This is a genomic window from Butyrivibrio sp. XBB1001 (genome assembly GCF_000424505.1).
Classification (GTDB): Bacteria; Bacillota; Clostridia; order Lachnospirales; family Lachnospiraceae; genus Butyrivibrio.
On record NZ_AUKA01000003.1, the window covers coordinates 141,030 to 159,942 of the forward strand.

Genomic DNA, 18,913 nt, shown 5'->3' on the forward strand with positions numbered 1-18,913 from the left:
TTGGGAGGTGTTCATTTGGGAGAAAAAAAGGCTTACAGTTTTGCACAGATATGTATTAGACGAATGAGATTTTTTGGGGGGCGTATAAAAGGAGAGAGATCATTATATGTATATAAATTTTTGAATCAGATAAAATTCGAGATAGAACATTTTGAATCTTTTTTTGACTCTGATTTAGATTTTTCTAAATACTCAAAAGTACTCCCGAGAGTAGTGGTTAGTGTTGGAAATTATTGTACTTTGAGATGTAAAGAATGTTCTCAACTTATCCCTTATGCAAGGGAACATTATTATGAAGAAAAAGAAGTATTAGCTCAAAACATAAATAATTTTTTATCTGATATAGATATGTGTGTATGCGTTGATATTGTTGGCGGGGAACCGCTTTTATATAGTGATTTGACTTTTATTTTGGATATTTTGATATCGAGCGATAAGGTTGCAATGATAGAGATAACGACTAATGGAACAATCTTTCCTAGTGATGAACTGTTAAATTTTGTTTCAAATAAAGGACAATCAAAAGTTTTGTTTAAGTTTAGTGATTATGGCAGAATTGCTAAGAGAGATGAAATAATTGCTGTACTTGAAGAAAATAAGATAAAATATGAAAAAATATCAATGCCAATATGGTATGGATTTGGAAATTCAGATGTTAAGAATAACAACAGAAGTGAAAAAGAATTGTCTTATCAATATTACATGTGTATGGATAATGTTGCATGCAAAATGATTGCGAAAGGGAAAATTTATACCTGCGGAAGAGCTTCTGGGTTAGAAGACTATGGACTATTGACAAAGAAAAATGATGATTGGCTTGATTTGAACAAACCGTTGGATTATACAACCATAAGAAATTTTTATTGTGATAAGAGATATTCATCTATATGTAACTTTTGTGGTGATTATTCTACAGATAATATGAAAATAGTTTCTGTTGCGGAGCAACTAGAATAATAGACTGTAATTGATAGGCAGGCGAGAGTACTGAATGATAAAGAAACGGATGAGATTATATTATATCAAGTGCCATTTGAATGGCACTTGATAATAAAGGCTAATCGTCATCCAAAATATGTTTTGTTTTCCATATGGTATTTCATATCAGTAAGCATATCAATGTAGTTATACTTAGGTTTATAACCTAGTTCATTTACGGCAGGAGTTATGTCCATAATGTATTGTGGAGCGTTCGGCAAGTCTGGACGCTCTTTTACTATGGATTTCATATTATTAGGAGAAAAAACATCTATAATTCCTTTAATCTGATCTTCTAAGCTGGTGCCGATACCTGTTCCCACATTATAATATCCATTGTTGTTTGTGGATATAAGAGCCAAATACAACATTTGGCAGAAATCTTTTACATATACCATGTCCTTTTTGCGTGTTTTATCACCCCAGATTTCAATTGTTCCACCTGACATGGCTTTGTCTATAAGGTCACGATAACCTATTTTTCTGATTTCCCCATCTACATAATATGTATCTACTTCGGACCATAGATAAATGGTGGGTAGTCTGAAAGTAAAGTTTTTGATTCCGTATTTTTGATGATAGTGTTCAATAAGATCAACTGCCATATTTTTGGTCATTACATATACAGAATGATCATTATTAAAAGAAAAGCTACGTTGCATATCAGCATGCAGAACAGGTTTTTTTTCTGAATATTCTTTGATATCCCCAAAACTTTGAGAATAGAGTATTCTATCAATACCTTTATTTATGCAATAATTTAGAATGTTGAGAGTCCCAGTAATGTTAACATCAATATAACGTTGAGGATCATAACCTTTCATCCTAGCGGGCATCATACCAGCAAGGTGAATTACAGCATAAGGATTAGTCACGTTCTCTAGTTTTTTGAAGGCGTTTGCATTTGTTATGTCTACAGAAATATAATTGACCTCTAATTCATCAAATACATGTGATTCTTTTGAACCAATTGCAATTATTTCAAAATCTTTTTTGTTAATATGTTTTAGAAGGTAGTATGTTAGATATTTTCCAACATCTCCAGTTGCGCCAAAGATAATAATTTGTTTTGGGTTTGTAGTATTCATTAAACATTTCCTTTCAAATGAGGGTGTATGAGTCTAAGTATTTCTTTATGGTTTCAACTGAATTAAACATCATAACATCAATTATTGACAGATTGGGGCAAAAATCATTATCAAACTGTTTATATACAATAGGGGCAGAATTAATAAATCTTAGTGTGATTCCGTTTGATGCAAAATGAGAATAATCATAAAGATGTTGTCCGCCGATGGCATTGATATATATGTCAGCATCTCGTCTTTTGCATATATCAATTACTTTTGCTTCGGATTTTAAAGAGGAATCTTTTTCTAATTCAGAAGACAAAAGAATTGTTGTTTGAATTCCAAGATAGTTGCACACAGCTTTCAGGCATTCTGCTAAGAATGTTGACAACTGTCCGTCCATTGTAGATATCATTTCTTCCAAAAATGGATATATTACTTCAAAATATGGGGCCTTTTTGTAATTGCTTTCTAAAGTGAGCAGTAGTTTTTTTTGTAAGCGTGAATCTGGATAGATGGATAACTCGTTGATAAGCTTGTTTGGGCTAGCTTTTGACAACTGAACGTTGATATAAGAGGGTTCACCATTCACAAGTATCCTATTTCTATTAATCCATCCTCCTTTAATGAAATTAACATCGTCATATATGATGTGCTCATCAACTGCATTAATTAGTTGAAAATATCCGATGTATGGAAAAAAATAAGGTTGCATTATTCCGAGTTTTTTTGAAGACATTGGCAGTTCCTTTAGTAATTTTTATTTATTCTTTTCATATTCCTTATCAACAGTTACTTAGTTATTCTACTTCAATTTACTACTCAAGGCAAATGAAGTAACATTTATGGTGGTGACCCTATAATCGGAAGACAGTCGAAGGCCAAGCTGTGAACTATAATGAAAAAAAAATATATATATGATAGAATACATGCTTAGATAGTTAGACAAAAAGGAGATGAAAATTTGAATTTAGAAATCTATGATTCATATTGGAAAAAAAGATACAAACATTATTTCGTTAGAGAAATAATTGAGCATAAGATACTTAGGGATAGGCTTGGTATAGTAGCAAATAGTTCTCAATTGTTTTGTGGTGAAAAGCTTCCTAATGTTGAAGAAACTAATAGGATAATATATGATGCTATTGCGTCAGGAAAACCGTTTGCTATGACTAGACCGGGAAACGGAGAGGTTTCTTTTGCTGCGGAGTGGGAAGAAGAACAACTATTTGGAAGGAGAATATATAAGCGAAGAAGTGATAACTGGACCAATAATCTTCAATTGTTTGGAAATCGCACTGATGAATATAACATGATTTTTAGAAGGGATATTGCTGATAGTGATATTTTTTCTGTGTTTCAAGACATGATTTCGGAGGAATATTTAGCAGAAAGGTATGTTAATAAAGCTCAATTTGTTTCTATGAGCAATACGGCGCCTATCAGAGCAAAAAGACCTTGGTCAGAAGCTCTCGCTGGAAAAAAAGTATTGGTTGTATCTATTTTTGCAGACTTTTTAGAAATGCAATATGAAAAGAGATCAAAGCTTTATAATGGGGAGTGGCAATTCCCAGATTTTGAGCTAATACCAGTTAAGAGCATATGGTATTTTAGTAAACAGAAAAATAGTCAGTTTCAAACATGGTTTGATGCATTAAATTATTTGTATGATGAGATAATGAAGCATGATTTTGATATAGCTATCTTATCGTGTGGATCTTTTGCGATTCATTTGGCTCCTATGATAAAGAGAGCTGGCAAACAGGCAATACAATATGCTGGAGAATTGCAGATGCTTTTTGGCATTAGAGGACAAAGGTGGGATGATCATCCTTTTTTTAGTAAGTATTATAATGATTCGTGGATTAGAGTTACACCTGAAGAAAGTGGCGTCACATCAAATAATTCAAAGGGACTTGACGAAGGATGCTATTGGTAAAGCTGGAGATAATTAGAGAGAGGTGTTTTGTTAAAAATGAGTAATATACTTGTAACTAGATCTTCTATGCCTCCAATGCAAGAGTACATAGATGAAATAACAGCAATATGGGATTCGCATTGGCTTACAAATATGGGCGAGAAGCATAAACTCTTACAAAGTGAATTGAAGAAGATGCTAGAAGCAGATAACGTTGAGCTGTTTACAAATGGACATATGGCTCTGGAATTGACAATTCAAGCATTTGGCTTTAAAGAAGGTAGCGAAGTAATTACAACTCCTTATACGTTTATTTCGACAACGCATGCTATAGTTAGAAATAGACTTAAGCCTGTCTTTTGTGATATTAATCCCAATAATTATACGATTGATGTGGAAAAAATTGAGGATTTAATTACTGACAAAACAGTAGCTATATTACCCGTTCATGTATATGGTAATATCTGTGATGTCGAAAAAATTCAGCAAATAGCTGATAAGCATGGATTGAAGGTGATTTATGACGCAGCACATTCTTTTGGCGAGAAGTATAAGGAAAAGAGTGTTGCTGAATTTGGTGATGTATCATGCTTTAGTTTTCATGCGACTAAGGTTTTTAATACTATAGAAGGCGGCGCTGCTTGCTATAGTGATACCGCTTTAGGTACAAAATTATATCAGCTAAAAAATTTTGGTATCGTGGATGAAGAGACCATTAATGGAATTGGTGCCAATGCCAAAATGAATGAATTCTGTGCTGCGATGGGAATTTGCAACCTTAGGCATTTTGATGAAGAAATTGCTAAAAGGGAAGTAGTATACAATAGATATATAGAAAATCTTGAGGGTATTCAAGGAATCAAAACTAATAGAAGTCAGGAGAATGTGAAGTATAATTACGCCTATTTTCCAATAATCATTGAACCTTCGATTTATGGGAAAACTAGGGATGATCTTCATGATCTTTTACTTAATAATGGAATAGGATCAAGAAGGTACTTTTATCCAATTTCAAATGCATGTGACTGCTATAGTAAAGAATATGATGCAAATGATACACCAATAGCACTTGATATTAGCAAGAAGGTGCTAACATTGCCTATGTATGCTGATTTGACAAATGATATTGTAGATAAGATATGCAGTATTATAAAGGGACAAGTGATAAAGGAATAATAATGTTGATACATATTAAATCATGGATATTACATATCAAAAGGCTAATATACATACTTACGAGAAGACAAAAAGTATTGGGGTTGGTTCTAGTTGGATTGGCTATTTTCTGTGCTATTCTTAATACTTTGTGTGTATATATTTTTACACCTGTTGTAAGTGCAATGACAGATGCTGAAAATTATATGAGCAGTAATATAGCTGAAATGATTGCAAAGATAACTGGAATTACAGATTTTCATAAATCGTTTTTGTGTGTATGCATTTTAGTTGCTATTTTATATTTTTTAAAGGAAATAGTGCTTACTTTTCAATTGTGGTATAGCAACAGGTATGCTTTTAAAATTTGCAGGGAATTATCAGAACTTGTTCTAGATAGTTATATGAATAGAGAATATGACTTTTTTCTAAACTATGGAACAACTAAGATATTACGTGATGTTCAAAGTGATACTAGAGCAGTAAATAACATGCTTACGTGCATTACAAATCTGATTACAGAATCATTGACTGTTGTTATGATTGTTATTTATATGATTATGTCGGATTGGCATATGGCAATTCTTATCAGTGCGCTTGGTATGTTGTGTGTTGCTATTATGTACAAAGGCTTCAAGAAAGCAGTCATTACAAGCGGTAATGAGTCAAGAATAAAATCTGCGCAGAATCAAAAGGTTCTTCTTGAATCCATAGAAGGCGTAAAAGAAATACAAGTAATGAAAAAGCAAGGTTATTTCCTTGCGAATTTCCACAAATCGTTTTTAGAAACCCAGAAACCTCAAATGGTTCAAGCTATTGCAGTCTCTGCCCCTACTAATGTAGTAGAAGGGATTTTTGTTATAGGAATAATGTTTTATATTGGTATTAGAGCAAATATTGATAGTAATTTCTTTGAATCTCTTCCGGTAATAGCGGCATTTCTTGTGGGCGCAGTCAGGTTGTTACCATCTATGGGAAGAATTTCAAACAATATGAATAATATTACGTTTTTCTTGCCAGCGCTTGAATCTGTATACAACAATGTAAGCTTGATTAGGAAGCAAGATGTTAATAAGGTAAAGACTACTGAAGACAAAAAAATCAACGTTGCAACAGAATTTGATAATAATCTAGTATTAAAAAATATCCATTGGATGTATGAAGATTCTGAGAAGGAAGTACTTAGTGGACTCGATTTGGAGATAAAAAAAGGCCAATCCATTGGTATTGTTGGCCAATCTGGTGCAGGAAAATCTACTTTGGCAGATATCATCTTGGGTTTGCATATACCTAAGATTGGACAGATATTGCTCGATGGTAAAAACATATACGACGACCTTTTGGGGTATAGTAAAGTAATTGGATATGTCCCCCAATCTGTATATCTTACGGACAGTACTATAAGAGAAAACGTAGCTTTCGGTGTTGAACCACAGAATATTGATGATAATAGAGTTATGGAGGTGCTAAAGCAAGCCCAGTTATATAACTTTGTGATGAGTACTGACAATGGATTGGATACGATTATAGGCGAGCGGGGCGTAAAGTTTTCTGGAGGTCAGAGACAACGACTAGCTGTTGCCAGGGCCTTATATAGGGAACCGAGGATTCTAATATTGGATGAGGCAACATCAGCGCTCGATAATGAAACGGAGTTTGCTTTAATGTCAGAAATAGAATCATTGTATGGAAAGATGACGTTGATAATAATCGCTCATAGACTAACTACGGTTAAAAACTGTGATGTTATATATGAAATAAGAAATGGGATTGCTGTGGAAAGGGACAAGAAAGAACTATTTGAATAACGACTAGTGTCGTGGCAAGTTCACAATTACTTTATAATTCAAGTATTGGATATATTCGAGCTTGGGGTATAAGGAAAACAACGATATCTTTGCTTTATCATTTATGAATTGCTATTTAACGTTTGCCTGCTTTGCGTTACGCTCTGACTATCATGCAGAGAGTTCAGACTTTTAGTTTGTTAATGCTTTTATTTTGCTTGATAGGCTCGTCCATCCATTTTGCGACGTGCGTTGTCAGAATTAACATTACCTTTTAATGCTATGATGGCATCAAAACAACGTAAGCACTCAATCATGAGTACCACATAAAGAAGAAACCGCCATTTTACTGGCGATTTCATAGATTTGCACTTTGATAATAAAATTAAGATTTTTTCTTCAGGAGATGGAACTGCTTTTGGATGTTCTTAGACCATGGAAGAAGATCCTGGATGTATTTTCGGTCGGGGATATAGTCTTCGCCTAACAGCTTCTTTTGCCTGGCTTCTTCACGAAGATGTTTGGACATCTCTGCAATCAGGAATTCAAAGTAGTCATACAGTCTGAGTTCGTTGGGCTTTGCGGTTTCAACAAGACTGTAGATGATTGCACTGACGGACGCTCCTTTGGGGGAATACATTGTTACCCAGTTCTTGCGGCCAAGAGTGAATGGTCTTATTGCCTGCTCAGCAGCTTATGTGAATATTCGCATAAGCTGTTGAGTGTCAGAGAAAAAGAAAAAGCCTGCAGAAGGCCATATATTCCCTGTAGATGACAGCTATGAAGAGATTATGAAGCTCAGCAGGCAAGTGGAAGATGGCTGTAATAGCCGAAGAAAATTTCTATGTTTTGCACAAAGGTTTATGCAGTTTTTTCAGGATGGACGACTCTTATTCCTGGATCGATGCTGTAGCCATCTTTAAGAAGACGGAACTGTTCGGGTGAAAGTCTTCTTGCTTTCTGTGAATTGCGTGGCCATGAGAAACGTCCATCTTCGACTCTTTTTGTGAAGAGTAGGAATCCATCACCTTCCCAAACAAGACCTTTTATCTTGTTTGATCTGTGACCGCAGAAAAGGAACATGGATCCTGGAACAAAAAGAGAGATGTGGTATCTGCTTTCAATGATCGCAGCAAGGGAATCCATACCGAGGCGCATGTCAGTGTAGCCACAGACAACATAGATGGCAGCAAATGAACTGAAATCTGCATCCATAAACATGACGCACCGCCTTAATGATGCTTACAATGGCATCGTCAGAAGCGGATGGCCTGATGTTGATCTGTATATCCCCAAAAGAAACAGATAATGGGGATGCGCTAATACACGAATTGCGCGAATCGAGCGAATTGGGTGTTTGCATACAAAGTGGAGCGGGAAGCGGCTGTTCTGGGATTATAGGTTGCTGTAAGGGAACAATTTCAGGAAGGGAAACACTTTTCATGGCTTCCTCTTTTAGAAGGTGCTTCCAGTAGTTATAAGCATGGATGGAATAACCTTCCTGGCTGCACCACTGTTTGACGTTGAGACCGCTATCGGACTGCTCTTTGATAAGGGCGGCCCATTTGGCCATTTTGGCATGGTGAATCTTTTGCTTTGTGTACATGAGATGAACCTTCTTTAGTTGATATGACGAATTGTGCGAATCGTGCAACACGACAATAGTAGCTGAAGAAATCATCTCATAAACGTGGTAGTATTATAAGGTACTCACGGTTGAGTGCTTACGGAACAATGTCCGGAAGCTGAGACTCAACGTACTTATCTTTGAGCTTGCGCTTCCAGTAGTAGAACTGAGTTGTGGATAGATGGTTTTGCTTGCACCAGGCAGTAACTGACAATGAGCTGTTTTGTTGTTCACGGATCGTGGCAGCCCAATCATTTAATTTTGCCTGATGGATAACCTTAGAAGAATTCATGAGATAACCTCCAAAAAAGTATTTGGAGAAATCATCTCAGATTTTTGTTACAATGGACAGGTACGAGCTTTTGAGGGCTTACCGATGTTCGGTGATATATCCTAAGACGCTCAGGTAATACCATGATGGTCATTGCACTTTCAAAGCCAGCATCAAGACATTCCATCGCTGTTGGAGAAACATCATTGTAGTCGCTGATTATGCGATCACGGATTTTTCGTGCTTCAGTGATGGTTGAAGCATGGTACATTTCAAGCAGCTCAGAATGTAATCCTTTTTGATATTTGGAAGGCGTTTTATCTAGTATGTTCCTTGAAAAATGTGTCTGGCACCTTTGCCATGCTGTTGCTAGAGCATTATATAGAAATCCACAGATTCTCATTTTAGATGAGGCAACATCAGCTCTTGATAATGATACAGAGGCAGCACTTATGTCTGAGATTGAAGGTCTTTACGGGAAACTAACTATGATAATTATAGCGCACAGATTATCTACTGTCAGAAATTGCAATGTTATTTACGAGATTGCCGATGGAAAAGCTGTGAGTATAGACAAGAGAGAATTGATTTTTTAGGTGTGAAAATAATAAACAAATAGATACATCCAAATATGAAAATGAATACATTTAAAGGAGACAAAATGATTTTTGATATATTTGAAAAAATAGGTGACAACAAAAAGTTAATAAATAGTTTTTTTTTCACGGCGATTATTTGCCTGGCGGCATACGGATTTATGTATACGCATTATTTTTTTTATGGGGACTTTCCTTACTATTTTATGAACTATCATGTTGTCAAATTATATGACGGAGCAAGATGGTTTTCTGGAGTAGTAAATTGGCTGACGGTAGGTAGTAAACTTCCATGGTTAGATGGTTGTTTGACTATTGTATTTTTGTCATTATCAGTTTACTTAATTGTCATACTTCTTGGGTTAGAGAAGAAGTTGAGTATTTTCTTAGTTGCGGTGGTGGTGTCCACTAATGATTCAATTATGTTTGGACATTTTTTTTATGCGTATAGTTTCGCTGTTCCATTAGTTTTAGCTTGTTTTTCTGTATTTGTGTGGTTTAAGAAAAGAAATCACATTGTAATACGAATCATTTTATCGGCTATTCCGCTGGTGTTTGCTTTGGGGGCGTATGGTTCATATGCTACGTTTGCTCCTACTTTAGTTATTATTATTCTATTATTTGAAGTCTTGGATGGAGAAAATAATAAATTAGTTTTGAGGAAAGGAATAGAGTATATTGTTGCTTTTGATGTTTCTTTGTTGGTTTATTATTTAGTTGCCAGATTGACATCGGTTATTAATGATAATCCTATAACGTCATATATGGGGGAAGATAGGCTTGTTACGGGGGCATCATTTACAGAAATCATCAGTTTTATTCTGAATGCCTATAAAAAATCTTTTCAAAGATTCACTGGAATATATGTACATTGGGAACCCTATGTTCAATTTCCAACTTGGCTTAGCATAGTCTTACTGATTAGTGCTTTTATTGTTTTGGCAGTAGAAATAAAAGAAAAATTGAAAAAATATAGCAATAAGTGTTTGACTATCGCGTTGCTAGTTTTTCTTTTAATTGTATTTCCGCTTTCGGCAGGATCAATTTATGTATTGGCGTTTAACAATGTTCATTTTTTGATGATATTTACTTTTTCTGCTATTTATTTGGTTTATATCAAAATTGCAGATAGAGTAAATGATATAACACCTTTGAATAAGAAGGTGTTTGATATAATAGTAAGAAAAATCATACCTACAATCATAGTTTTTTCAATGGTATTTATGTTATTTAAAGAAATATTAGTGGCAAATTTGATATCTGCAAGATTAGATGAAATGCAAAAGGTATCTGATAGGATTACAATCCAGTTGATTGATAGGATAGAGGCTTGCGAGGGTTATTCTGGAGAAGAGACAGTGATACTAGTTGGAGCTATAAATGATTCTGATTATTATCAAAAGGATTTGATTATTTATGATAATGATGTAAGAGATTTATTGGAAAGAGTTCCTTACGTATCATACGAGGCGGAGTCAAATAATAATCATTTTTATACTTATTCTACTATTAGAGCATATATGCATAGAGTATATGGATTTGCGAATAATACAAAGTATTATGGGATAGAAGGCGTTTATGATCAAGGTAAAGTCTATAATCCAGATAATGATATTTATGGAGAAGAGATAAAGCGTATTGTTGATGACATGGAATGTTTTCCATTTAATGGAAGTGTTGTAAAAGTTAGAGATTATATAATAGTAAAATTTAGTGATATTAAATGATTTTTCTATGCGGGGACGATTAGAATGGGGAAAAAAAGTATAGATATTGTGGTTCCATGTTTTAATGAGCAAGATTGCATCAAGGCATTTGTAATAGCTATTAATCAGGAAGTGCAGAAAAATAATAATTTCTATTGGAAGATTATTTTTATTGACGATGGCAGTTCTGATCATACGTTGGATGAGATAAAAAGATGTAGTAATCTTTACGAAGAGATTATACCCATCAAATATATTTCGTTTGCTAGAAACTTTGGAAAGGAAGCTGCCTTATATGCAGGGTTACAGAAGAGCGATGCCGATTACACGATTGTAATGGATGCAGATTTGCAACATCCTCCTATGCTTATTTCTGAGATGCTTAAACTTTTAGAATGTGAAGATTATGATTGTATAGGGGCAAGAAGAATATCGAGAAAGGGAGAGCCTTTTATAAAAAGCATACTATCCAGAGGGTTCTATTATGTAATTAATTGGTTTACAGGTATGCAATTAGTTCCTGGCATGACAGATTATAGGGTAATGAAACGCAGAGTAGTAAAAGCAATAGCATCTATGCCTGAAAGAGAACGTTTTATAAAAGGTATCTATTCGTGGGTTGGATTTAAGACGAAATGGATAGAATATGAGAATGTTGAGAGGTTACATGGAACTAGCAAATGGTCAATAAAAGGCTTATGGAATTATGCTAAAAGTGGTTTTATTGCATTTGCAACAACGCCATTAAGAGGCGTGATTTACCTTGGGATGATGGCTGTTCTTGCATCTATGGTATATGCTATTAAGTTGTTGAAAGACACGTTATCTGGTGCTAGACAATGGCAGGATACTACAACTATTATTTTGTTAGTTCTTTTCTTTGGAGGTATTACAATAACAGTGTTGGGAATTATTGGAGAATACATAGCTAGAATTTACATGGAAGTAAAAGAGCGACCAATTTATATAACAAGAGAGAGTAATCTGTAATTTCTTAGGGACTAATGGATGGAAAAGGATTAGGAGTAGATGAAAAGCATTTTGTTTTTTATTGGGACGGAAGCGGAATTAATAAAAGTGTTTCCGGTAATACAGGAGTGTAGAAAAAGGAATATTGATTGCCATATTGTTGCAAGTGGTCAGAATGACATTAAGGACAGCGTAATTATTAAAAAAACTGATTGTGGGGAAGTTGAATTAGAATTAAGTAACGAAAAAGATATTAAAAAAACTGCTTTGGGATTACTTCAATGGTGGATTAAAACATATAGAATTAGTCGGCAAAAGATTATAGGGACATTTCCTGATATGGATTATGCAAATTCATATATGATAGTTCATGGAGATACTGTTTCAACATATATGGGGGCAAGAATCGGGAAAAAATTGGGGATGACAGTATGCCACGTTGAAGCTGGACTAAGATCACATAATATTTTTTCTCCATTTCCGGAGGAAATAGATAGATTGCTAACAAGTAGAATCGCCAGAGTTCATTTTGCTCCAGGGGAATATGCTTACAATAATTTAAGAAAAGCTAACGGTAGAAAAATAAATACCTATCAAAATACGCTTTTAGATAGTTTGACATATTCTAAGAAGATTCCTATTGAGAATGAGATTATTAAAGAAATTTCTGGAGAAGAGTATTGCGTTTTTGTAATGCACCGACAGGAAAATTTGGCAAATAAGCCGTTTGTGATTGATGTTGTAAATGAGGTTAAGAATTTAGCTAAAAAAACAAAGTGTGTTATTCTTATGCATAAAATAACGGAAAATGCATTTGTGAAAATAGGTGTGTTGGATGAGCTTAAAACATTGACTAATGTGATTTTGCTTCCAAGGGTTGGCTATTTTGATTTTATGAAACTCCTCAATAATTCATTGTTTGTTATTACTGATGGGGGAAGCAATCAAGAAGAGCTATATTATATGAGAAAGCCATGTTTGATTCTTAGAAAAGTAACTGAAAGAAAAGAAGGGCTAGGAGCTAATGCAAGACTGTTTAATGGGGAAGCAAGTGATATCGAAGTGTTTATAAGTCAATTAGGAGATTCTGATAAAATGTGCGAGGTTATTGAAGATGCATCGCCTTCTATTTTAATTGCGGATTTTATGGAGAGATTAATAGAGTAATGGAGTTGATTGCATAAAAATAGATATGTTAAAAAATAATGTTGCAGATATAAAACCTTTTTTTTCGATAATAATAGCTACGTATAATTCTGAAAATACTCTGGAATATACCTTGGAATCAATAAAAAGACAGGATATTGATAAAAACGATTTAGAGATAATAGTTGTTGATGGTGGCTCAACAGATTCAACTATCAATATTGCAAATAAATATGGAGCAAAAATAATAAATAATCCTCAAAAACTTCCGGAATTTGCTAAAGCTATAGGGGAGAAAGTAGCAATTGGGCATTATATTGTTAGGATGGATTCAGATGAAGAACTGACATATAAACAACAATTGTCAGATAAGAAAAGGTTTTATGAAGAAAATCCTAAATGTAAAGTTCTTTTGAGTAGTTTGTATGTATTGGGGAGAAAAGAAATAGTAGGAGTATCTTCACAATACATGAATATATATGGTGATCCATTCTCTCGGTTTATGTATCGAACACGTGGCGATAAATATGAAACCTACAGAAAATATATAGAAGAAGAACATGACGGATATGCGGTGATGAAGTATACAGCGAGAGATATTCTGCCATTGGCAGATAGTGGTACGTGCTCATATTCTTTGGACTATGTAAGAACACATTATAATGATGAACTTGGAAGTATAGCGTTTACTTGTAGTGCATTTGACAGAATAATAACAGATACAGGATATTATGGATGCATCAAGCGTGATAAGATACGTCATAATTGTAGTTCATCTTTAAAAACATATTTAAAAAAATTGAAATTTCGTGTGATAAATAATATTTCATATAAGAATGAAGGCGGATTTTCTTCATACAAGATGGAACGAAATAAAAGTAGAATTATGATGTTTTGCTTATATGCATTATGCGTTCCGGTACCTATTTGTGACAGCATTTATTTGGCTATAAAGCATAAGGATTGCACGATGCTTTTGCATGTGTTTTATTTGTATTATGTTTGCGTTCAAATAGCGATTTCATATTTGAAGAAGTTATTAAAAATAAATGAGAGACCTAAGTCTTATGGTAAGTAATTCATTTTCTAACAATTGAGGAGGGGCATTTTGCCTATAACAAATGGGGATTTATGTTAAGAAAGCAGTGTGGCTGTTAATTTGCAAGATAAAAGGAATTATATATATACCAATTGATATTGTTCGCTTTTTATATGGCTTGATTCGCCTTGGTTCAAAAAAAGATAAGTTGTTTCCTATTGTAGGCATTATTCCTATTATTGGTAATAACAGGATGGAAGCCGGAAATATAGATAGACATTATTATTTACAAGATATTTATATGGCGCAAAAGGTTATGAAGAATCAGCCTAGTGTTCATTATGATATAGGTAGCAGAGTTGATGGATTCATTAGTCATTTGCTATGTAACAGAGTTCCGGTGACAATGATAGATATTCGACCGTTACCAATATCTATTGATGGTTTGTCATTTATTGAAGGTGATGCGACAGATTTATCACAATTCGAGGATTCATCTATAGAATCGCTGTCTACGTTACATGCTGTAGAGCATTTTGGATTATCTAGGTATGGAGATAAAGCAGATGCATTTGCTAGCTATAAGGCTATGAAGGCGGTGCAACGTGTAATTAAAAGAGGTGGTTTTTTATACTTTAGTGTACCTATTAGCTATCGAAATGGCATAATTTACAATTCACACAGGGTATTTAAGCCAACCTATATATTAGATCAATTCAGTGAAATGAAGTTGATTAGTTTTGCATATATACATGATTATAAAGTGAATGAGTTTTTGGGAGATCAGGCAGTAGAGGTTATTAAACAAAATCATTTTAACGAGTATGACTGTGGTATGTTTGTGTTTGAGAAGAAATAGTCAAATTCTAAGTAGATTTACGTAATAGCTTTTTGTTTGGAAAATATATGATAAAGAACTTATTGAAGAAAAAAGCGGTTCTGTTTACATTTTTATCTAGTGTAGCGTCGGGAATTAATTATATATCACTCATAATCTATGGACGCGTGTTTAATGTTGAACAATATGCAAATATTATGGCATTTCAATCGTTTTTATCAATGGTAGCTACTTTGATGATACCGATTCAGATAATGGTATGTAAAGAGGTGGCTAAGGATAAAGGATGTAGTTCAAAAGCAAGCGATGCAGTAAGTCTGGCATTATTATTAAGTGTAATTGAGAGTGTGTTATTGCTTGTGTGTGCTGTGAATATTATGCATTATTTGGATCTTGTTTCTTATCTAGAATATGTGTTGTTTGTGATATTGGTTTTTGTCAATAATATTTACAATGTTATTATTGGGATAGTACAAGGAAGACAAGATTTTTCTTTTTTGGGATGGTTAAGTATTGCTTTATATAGTCTTAGATTAGCTATTAGCGTGTTGCTTGGATATTTGGGAATTGGTCCCATGGCCGTGATTATTGGATTTGGATTAGCTGAAATAGTATTGATTTTTGTTCTGATTCCTAAGATATCAAATAGCTGGACAGTTTCAAGTGTTATAGGTTTTAAATTTGAGAAAGCTCGGATATGTGATTACCTGTTTTTATTGGTGTTAAATGGAATTGTTTCATTGTATATGAATGGTGGAGATATTCTTCTTGGTAAGATGTATAGCTTTCAGAAAGAGTTAGGTTTTTATTCTGTTGCCAGTAATCTTGCTAAAATAAGTATATTCTTGATAGCATCACCTATTTCGACGGTTCTTTTACCGAAAGTAGTGGCTTGTGGGGATAATGTTAAAAAGCAGTACAATTATTTTTTCATTTCAGAAGGAATAACTTGTGTTATTTCGATGTTGTATAGTGGATTATTGTTGTTGCTTAGCAAGGATATTATTGCTGTATTATATGGGAACAATTATAGTGGAGCAGGTGAATATATTATACCAAATGTTGTTTTTTCCATTACATTAGGTATGTTTTTTGTTTTTTATCAGTTTGTTATTGCTAAAGATATGATAAAGGTATTCACATTTGTTTCTGCGACAATTGGTTTGGTACTAATAATATTAGTTGTAGCGATCCGAGTAAAGTTGATGACTATTCCATTGATTATGAGCGGGGCTATGTTTTTTTCAATTACTGTGATTCTGTTTGTAGAAGGGATAAAAAAGCATAATCGTTTTACGATAACAAATTGAGATATGCGTTTAAGATAATTGATATTGGAGAGAACTCAAATGAATTCTAATGTAGTAGTGTTGGTATGTTCATGCGATAAATTTGAAGATACATGGGAAATCTGTAGTAAGTGTTTGGAAGAGCAGTGGGGAGACTGTCCATATGAAAGAGCATTGCTAACTGAGAGTAAACCGATTCCAGAACATGGCTTCTTTGATAAGGTAATTCATGTTAATACTAAGGATTGGGCATTGATGCTTCATGAAGCGCTTGATCAAATAGAACAGGATTATGTTATTTTTCTATTAGAAGATCAGTGGCCTGTGGAGAAGATAAATCAAAAGGCGATAGAATTAGCAATATCTAAAATGAAAAGTGATTTAAAAATAGCGATAGTTTATTTTGAAGATAGTAAAATTGGAGGCTTAAAGCAAGCAAAAGCAATTGATGATATTTATAACGAAATACCATTTGGGGCACCATATAGATTATCCTGTGCGCCGGGTATTTTTCGAAAAGATTATCTATATGAAATGACAAATAAGGAGATATCTCCCTGGGATTTTGAAAGAGTGTTATCATTTGATGAACGAGGAAGAAATGTTAGAGTATTAGAACTAAAAAATAGTAATTGGAAAAGAATTGATGAAACTGGAGCTATTTTTAGAGGAAAGTGGGTTCTGGGAGTTGGTGATTATGCTAAAAAACTGGGGATTAGCTTGGATTTAGAAAAGCGTCAAGAGCAAGGAAATATAGATGTTCTGAAAAGAAGAATAAAGGATTGTCTTTTTAATATAAATCCAAGGATTATTTTGAAAATACAAAATTTAATAAAGAACTTTTGAATCGGACTGCTCTTTGATAATGGCGGCCCATTTGGCCATTTTGGCATGGTGAATCTTTTGCTTTGTGTTCATGAGATGAACCTCCTTTAGTTGATATGACGAATTGTGCGAATCGCGCAACACGACAATAGTAGCTGAAGAAATCATCTCATAAACGTGGTAGTATTATAAGGTACTCACGGTTGAGTGCTTACCTTCTTGTGGAAATAAAGGCCGGAAGATTTAAGGATGACTATCCTGAGGAATGGAAATACTTGATAGATAATAATGCAATTGTAGCCTTTCCGTACCCATTCCATGATGAGTACAAGAATCTTGATGTTAAGGTTTTTATCGATTTGTCTTGTCATATGCCTTATGTTCTTTATGAAGAGAAGAAACTGTTTTTTCCTAGAGGATGGGCAAAGCCTTTTGTGAAGAGGTATTATATGTCTCTTGTTGAAGAACAAGATAAACGGAGTCCTCATCGGTATTTTCCAGAGGATAACTCTTTTATTGATGGTTGTGTATTCCTAGATGTTGGGGCTGCGGAGGGAATAATCAGTCTGTCAATAATAGAGCGGATTAAAAAAGCCGTTTTGTTTGAGGCTGACCCCATGTGGGTAGAGGCTCTAAATAAAACATTTGAGCCATACAAAGATAAAATTAAAATCATATCATGTTACTGCTCAGATAATTGTTCCGATGGGAATATAATGCTTGATGAAGTATCTGCTAGATACATAAGTGACGTGAACGCTGATACAGCACCGCACTTTGTTGTAAAAGCCGATGTTGAGGGCAGGGAGAAGAAAGTGCTTGCCGGCGCCGAGAAACTATTAGCGAATGATAATTGCAGTTTTTTGATTTGTACTTATCACAAACCAGAAGATGAAGAAGAGATTGAGAATCTGCTGGAAGGTTATAAAGGCGTTACAGGTGAAATTTCTAAATCTGGAGGCTATATGCTATATGGCATAGATGTTGGAAATCCGTCGTTTAGGAAGGAAATAGTACGCTTAGTAAGGGATTGATTTCGTTTTTTTGCCATACAGTGATGGTGTAATCAACAGCATAAGGCACTGTAATATGATCTGATAGTGTGGGTATTTGGAATGTATGATGAAAGTGATAATGTAAGAGATTATAGAGATTTTGGGTAAAATAAATAACTATACCAAAGGTACAAAATATGGTTTGTTCAACAAATTACAAAGTTCTAGAATTTAAAGAATACGGTGACGAACGTGGCAACTTAGTAGTTGCTGAAGGCTCGGGTTTTGATGTTCCGTTTGATATTAGGAGAGTATTTTATATGTATGGATCAGACCCTGATATCAAGCGTGGTAATCATGCTAATAGATATACGCGATTTGTTCTCATCAATGTTAGTGGTAGTAGCAAGGTTCTTGTTGATGATGGTAAAAAGAAGGAAGTAATCGTTCTGGATAAGCCTAGAATGGGATTATATCTTGGGCCGATGGTTTGGAAAGAAATGTATGATTTTTCGCCGGATTCCGTATTGCTTGTATTGGCTAGTGAGCATTATATTGAGGGCGAGTATATACGTGATTATGATGAATTCATTAAAGAAGTTGAGTCGCAGGAAGAATGATTGAGAGCGTAGCAACCACCCATTTGAAATGAGGGCTACTAGCTTGAATTGTCAAGTATAGAAATCATAAATATCATCTCAAGT

Annotated in this window: 21 protein-coding genes and 1 pseudogene; 15 read left to right on the forward strand and 7 right to left on the reverse strand. The window is 34.2% G+C overall.

Annotated features, from left to right (window positions below):
• Nucleotides 1-15: 15 nt before the first annotated feature.
• Complete coding sequence (locus G631_RS0105695; RefSeq protein WP_026488634.1) at nucleotides 16-957, forward strand: radical SAM protein; 942 nt, start codon at nucleotides 16-18, stop codon at nucleotides 955-957.
• Between the two features lie 107 nt (nucleotides 958-1,064).
• Here the strand turns inward: G631_RS0105695 and G631_RS0105700 are convergent, their stop codons facing one another.
• The gene (locus tag G631_RS0105700; RefSeq protein ID WP_026488635.1) at nucleotides 1,065-2,066 is read right to left on the reverse strand and encodes an NAD-dependent epimerase/dehydratase family protein; all 1,002 of its coding nucleotides are present in this window, start codon (nucleotides 2,064-2,066) and stop codon (nucleotides 1,065-1,067) included.
• Between the two features lie 13 nt (nucleotides 2,067-2,079).
• Complete coding sequence (locus G631_RS0105705; protein WP_035789373.1) at nucleotides 2,080-2,787, reverse strand: WbqC family protein; 708 nt, start codon at nucleotides 2,785-2,787, stop codon at nucleotides 2,080-2,082.
• A gap of 225 nt (nucleotides 2,788-3,012) precedes the next feature.
• On the opposite strand from G631_RS0105705, the gene G631_RS20005 reads away from it, so the two are divergent.
• The 3 genes from G631_RS20005 to G631_RS0105720 are packed head-to-tail and all read left to right on the forward strand — an operon-like array spanning nucleotide 3,013 to nucleotide 6,929.
• Entirely contained in the window at nucleotides 3,013-3,987 is a 975-nt protein-coding gene (locus G631_RS20005; protein ID WP_051196895.1) for a hypothetical protein, read from the forward strand.
• A 36-nt stretch (nucleotides 3,988-4,023) separates the two neighbouring features.
• Nucleotides 4,024-5,142 (forward strand): DegT/DnrJ/EryC1/StrS family aminotransferase, encoded by a 1,119-nt coding sequence (locus G631_RS0105715; protein WP_035789374.1) that lies wholly within the window; start codon nucleotides 4,024-4,026, stop codon nucleotides 5,140-5,142.
• A complete protein-coding gene (locus G631_RS0105720) occupies nucleotides 5,106-6,929 on the forward strand; it encodes an ABC transporter ATP-binding protein (protein ID WP_026488638.1) in 1,824 nt (607 codons plus the stop codon). Before G631_RS0105715 ends, G631_RS0105720 begins: the two co-directional genes overlap by 37 nt.
• Before the next feature lie 543 nt (nucleotides 6,930-7,472).
• On the opposite strand, the pseudogene G631_RS21615 reads toward G631_RS0105720, so the two are convergent.
• The 3 genes and pseudogenes from G631_RS21615 to tnpA (G631_RS21620) form a co-directional block, all read right to left on the reverse strand.
• Nucleotides 7,473-7,599, reverse strand: a pseudogene (locus G631_RS21615) (IS66 family transposase); the annotation flags it as partial.
• A 170-nt stretch (nucleotides 7,600-7,769) separates the two neighbouring features.
• Nucleotides 7,770-8,129, reverse strand: a complete 360-nt coding sequence (gene tnpB / locus G631_RS0105730) for an IS66 family insertion sequence element accessory protein TnpB (protein WP_051196900.1) — start codon at nucleotides 8,127-8,129, stop codon at nucleotides 7,770-7,772.
• Nucleotides 8,068-8,460 (reverse strand): IS66 family insertion sequence element accessory protein TnpA, encoded by a 393-nt coding sequence (gene tnpA, locus G631_RS21620; RefSeq protein WP_442855802.1) that lies wholly within the window; start codon nucleotides 8,458-8,460, stop codon nucleotides 8,068-8,070. The genes tnpB and tnpA (G631_RS21620) overlap by 62 nt, the downstream gene beginning before the upstream one ends.
• On the opposite strand from tnpA (G631_RS21620), the gene G631_RS20905 reads away from it, so the two are divergent.
• Nucleotides 8,392-8,532: a hypothetical protein gene (locus G631_RS20905; RefSeq protein WP_155833884.1), complete on the forward strand. Its 141-nt coding sequence runs from the start codon at nucleotides 8,392-8,394 to the stop codon at nucleotides 8,530-8,532. The two genes, tnpA (G631_RS21620) and G631_RS20905, sit on opposite strands and share 69 nt — an antisense overlap.
• A 100-nt stretch (nucleotides 8,533-8,632) precedes the next feature.
• Here G631_RS20905 and tnpA (G631_RS18165) read toward each other — a convergent pair whose 3' ends face one another.
• Together tnpA (G631_RS18165) and G631_RS21625 are read right to left on the reverse strand one after the other, a co-directional pair.
• Nucleotides 8,633-8,827, reverse strand: coding sequence for an IS66 family insertion sequence element accessory protein TnpA (gene tnpA / locus G631_RS18165; protein WP_051196902.1), 195 nt, complete (start codon nucleotides 8,825-8,827; stop codon nucleotides 8,633-8,635).
• A 31-nt stretch (nucleotides 8,828-8,858) separates the two neighbouring features.
• On the reverse strand, nucleotides 8,859-9,209 hold the full coding sequence (locus tag G631_RS21625) for a transposase (protein WP_081671252.1): 351 nt from the start codon (nucleotides 9,207-9,209) through the stop codon (nucleotides 8,859-8,861).
• Here G631_RS21625 and G631_RS21105 point away from each other — a divergent pair.
• From G631_RS21105 to G631_RS0105795, 10 genes are all read left to right on the forward strand, one after another.
• Entirely contained in the window at nucleotides 9,133-9,402 is a 270-nt protein-coding gene (locus tag G631_RS21105; protein WP_026488640.1) for a hypothetical protein, read from the forward strand. The genes G631_RS21625 and G631_RS21105 overlap by 77 nt on opposite strands.
• A 65-nt stretch (nucleotides 9,403-9,467) precedes the next feature.
• Nucleotides 9,468-11,129 carry a glucosyltransferase domain-containing protein gene (locus G631_RS0105750; protein ID WP_026488641.1) on the forward strand — a complete coding sequence of 554 codons (1,662 nt, stop codon included), beginning with the start codon at nucleotides 9,468-9,470 and terminating at the stop codon, nucleotides 11,127-11,129.
• Between the two features lie 24 nt (nucleotides 11,130-11,153).
• A complete protein-coding gene (locus tag G631_RS0105755; RefSeq protein ID WP_026488642.1) occupies nucleotides 11,154-12,098 on the forward strand; it encodes a glycosyltransferase family 2 protein in 945 nt (314 codons plus the stop codon).
• A 39-nt stretch (nucleotides 12,099-12,137) separates the two neighbouring features.
• Nucleotides 12,138-13,244: a UDP-N-acetylglucosamine 2-epimerase gene (locus G631_RS18170; RefSeq protein ID WP_051196903.1), complete on the forward strand. Its 1,107-nt coding sequence runs from the start codon at nucleotides 12,138-12,140 to the stop codon at nucleotides 13,242-13,244.
• Between the two features lie 25 nt (nucleotides 13,245-13,269).
• Complete coding sequence (locus tag G631_RS20015; RefSeq protein WP_026488643.1) at nucleotides 13,270-14,301, forward strand: glycosyltransferase; 1,032 nt, start codon at nucleotides 13,270-13,272, stop codon at nucleotides 14,299-14,301.
• 43 nt (nucleotides 14,302-14,344) lie between these two features.
• Nucleotides 14,345-15,121, forward strand: coding sequence for a DUF268 domain-containing protein (locus G631_RS18180; protein WP_051196905.1), 777 nt, complete (start codon nucleotides 14,345-14,347; stop codon nucleotides 15,119-15,121).
• 47 nt (nucleotides 15,122-15,168) lie between these two features.
• On the forward strand, nucleotides 15,169-16,410 hold the full coding sequence (locus G631_RS0105775; RefSeq protein ID WP_026488644.1) for an oligosaccharide flippase family protein: 1,242 nt from the start codon (nucleotides 15,169-15,171) through the stop codon (nucleotides 16,408-16,410).
• A 39-nt stretch (nucleotides 16,411-16,449) separates the two neighbouring features.
• Nucleotides 16,450-17,235: a hypothetical protein gene (locus G631_RS0105780; protein ID WP_026488645.1), complete on the forward strand. Its 786-nt coding sequence runs from the start codon at nucleotides 16,450-16,452 to the stop codon at nucleotides 17,233-17,235.
• A gap of 182 nt (nucleotides 17,236-17,417) precedes the next feature.
• The gene (locus G631_RS18185; RefSeq protein WP_051196907.1) at nucleotides 17,418-18,248 is read left to right on the forward strand and encodes a hypothetical protein; all 831 of its coding nucleotides are present in this window, start codon (nucleotides 17,418-17,420) and stop codon (nucleotides 18,246-18,248) included.
• 158 nt (nucleotides 18,249-18,406) lie between these two features.
• Complete coding sequence (locus G631_RS0105795; RefSeq protein ID WP_026488646.1) at nucleotides 18,407-18,829, forward strand: sugar 3,4-ketoisomerase; 423 nt, start codon at nucleotides 18,407-18,409, stop codon at nucleotides 18,827-18,829.
• Nucleotides 18,830-18,913: the final 84 nt, after the last annotated feature.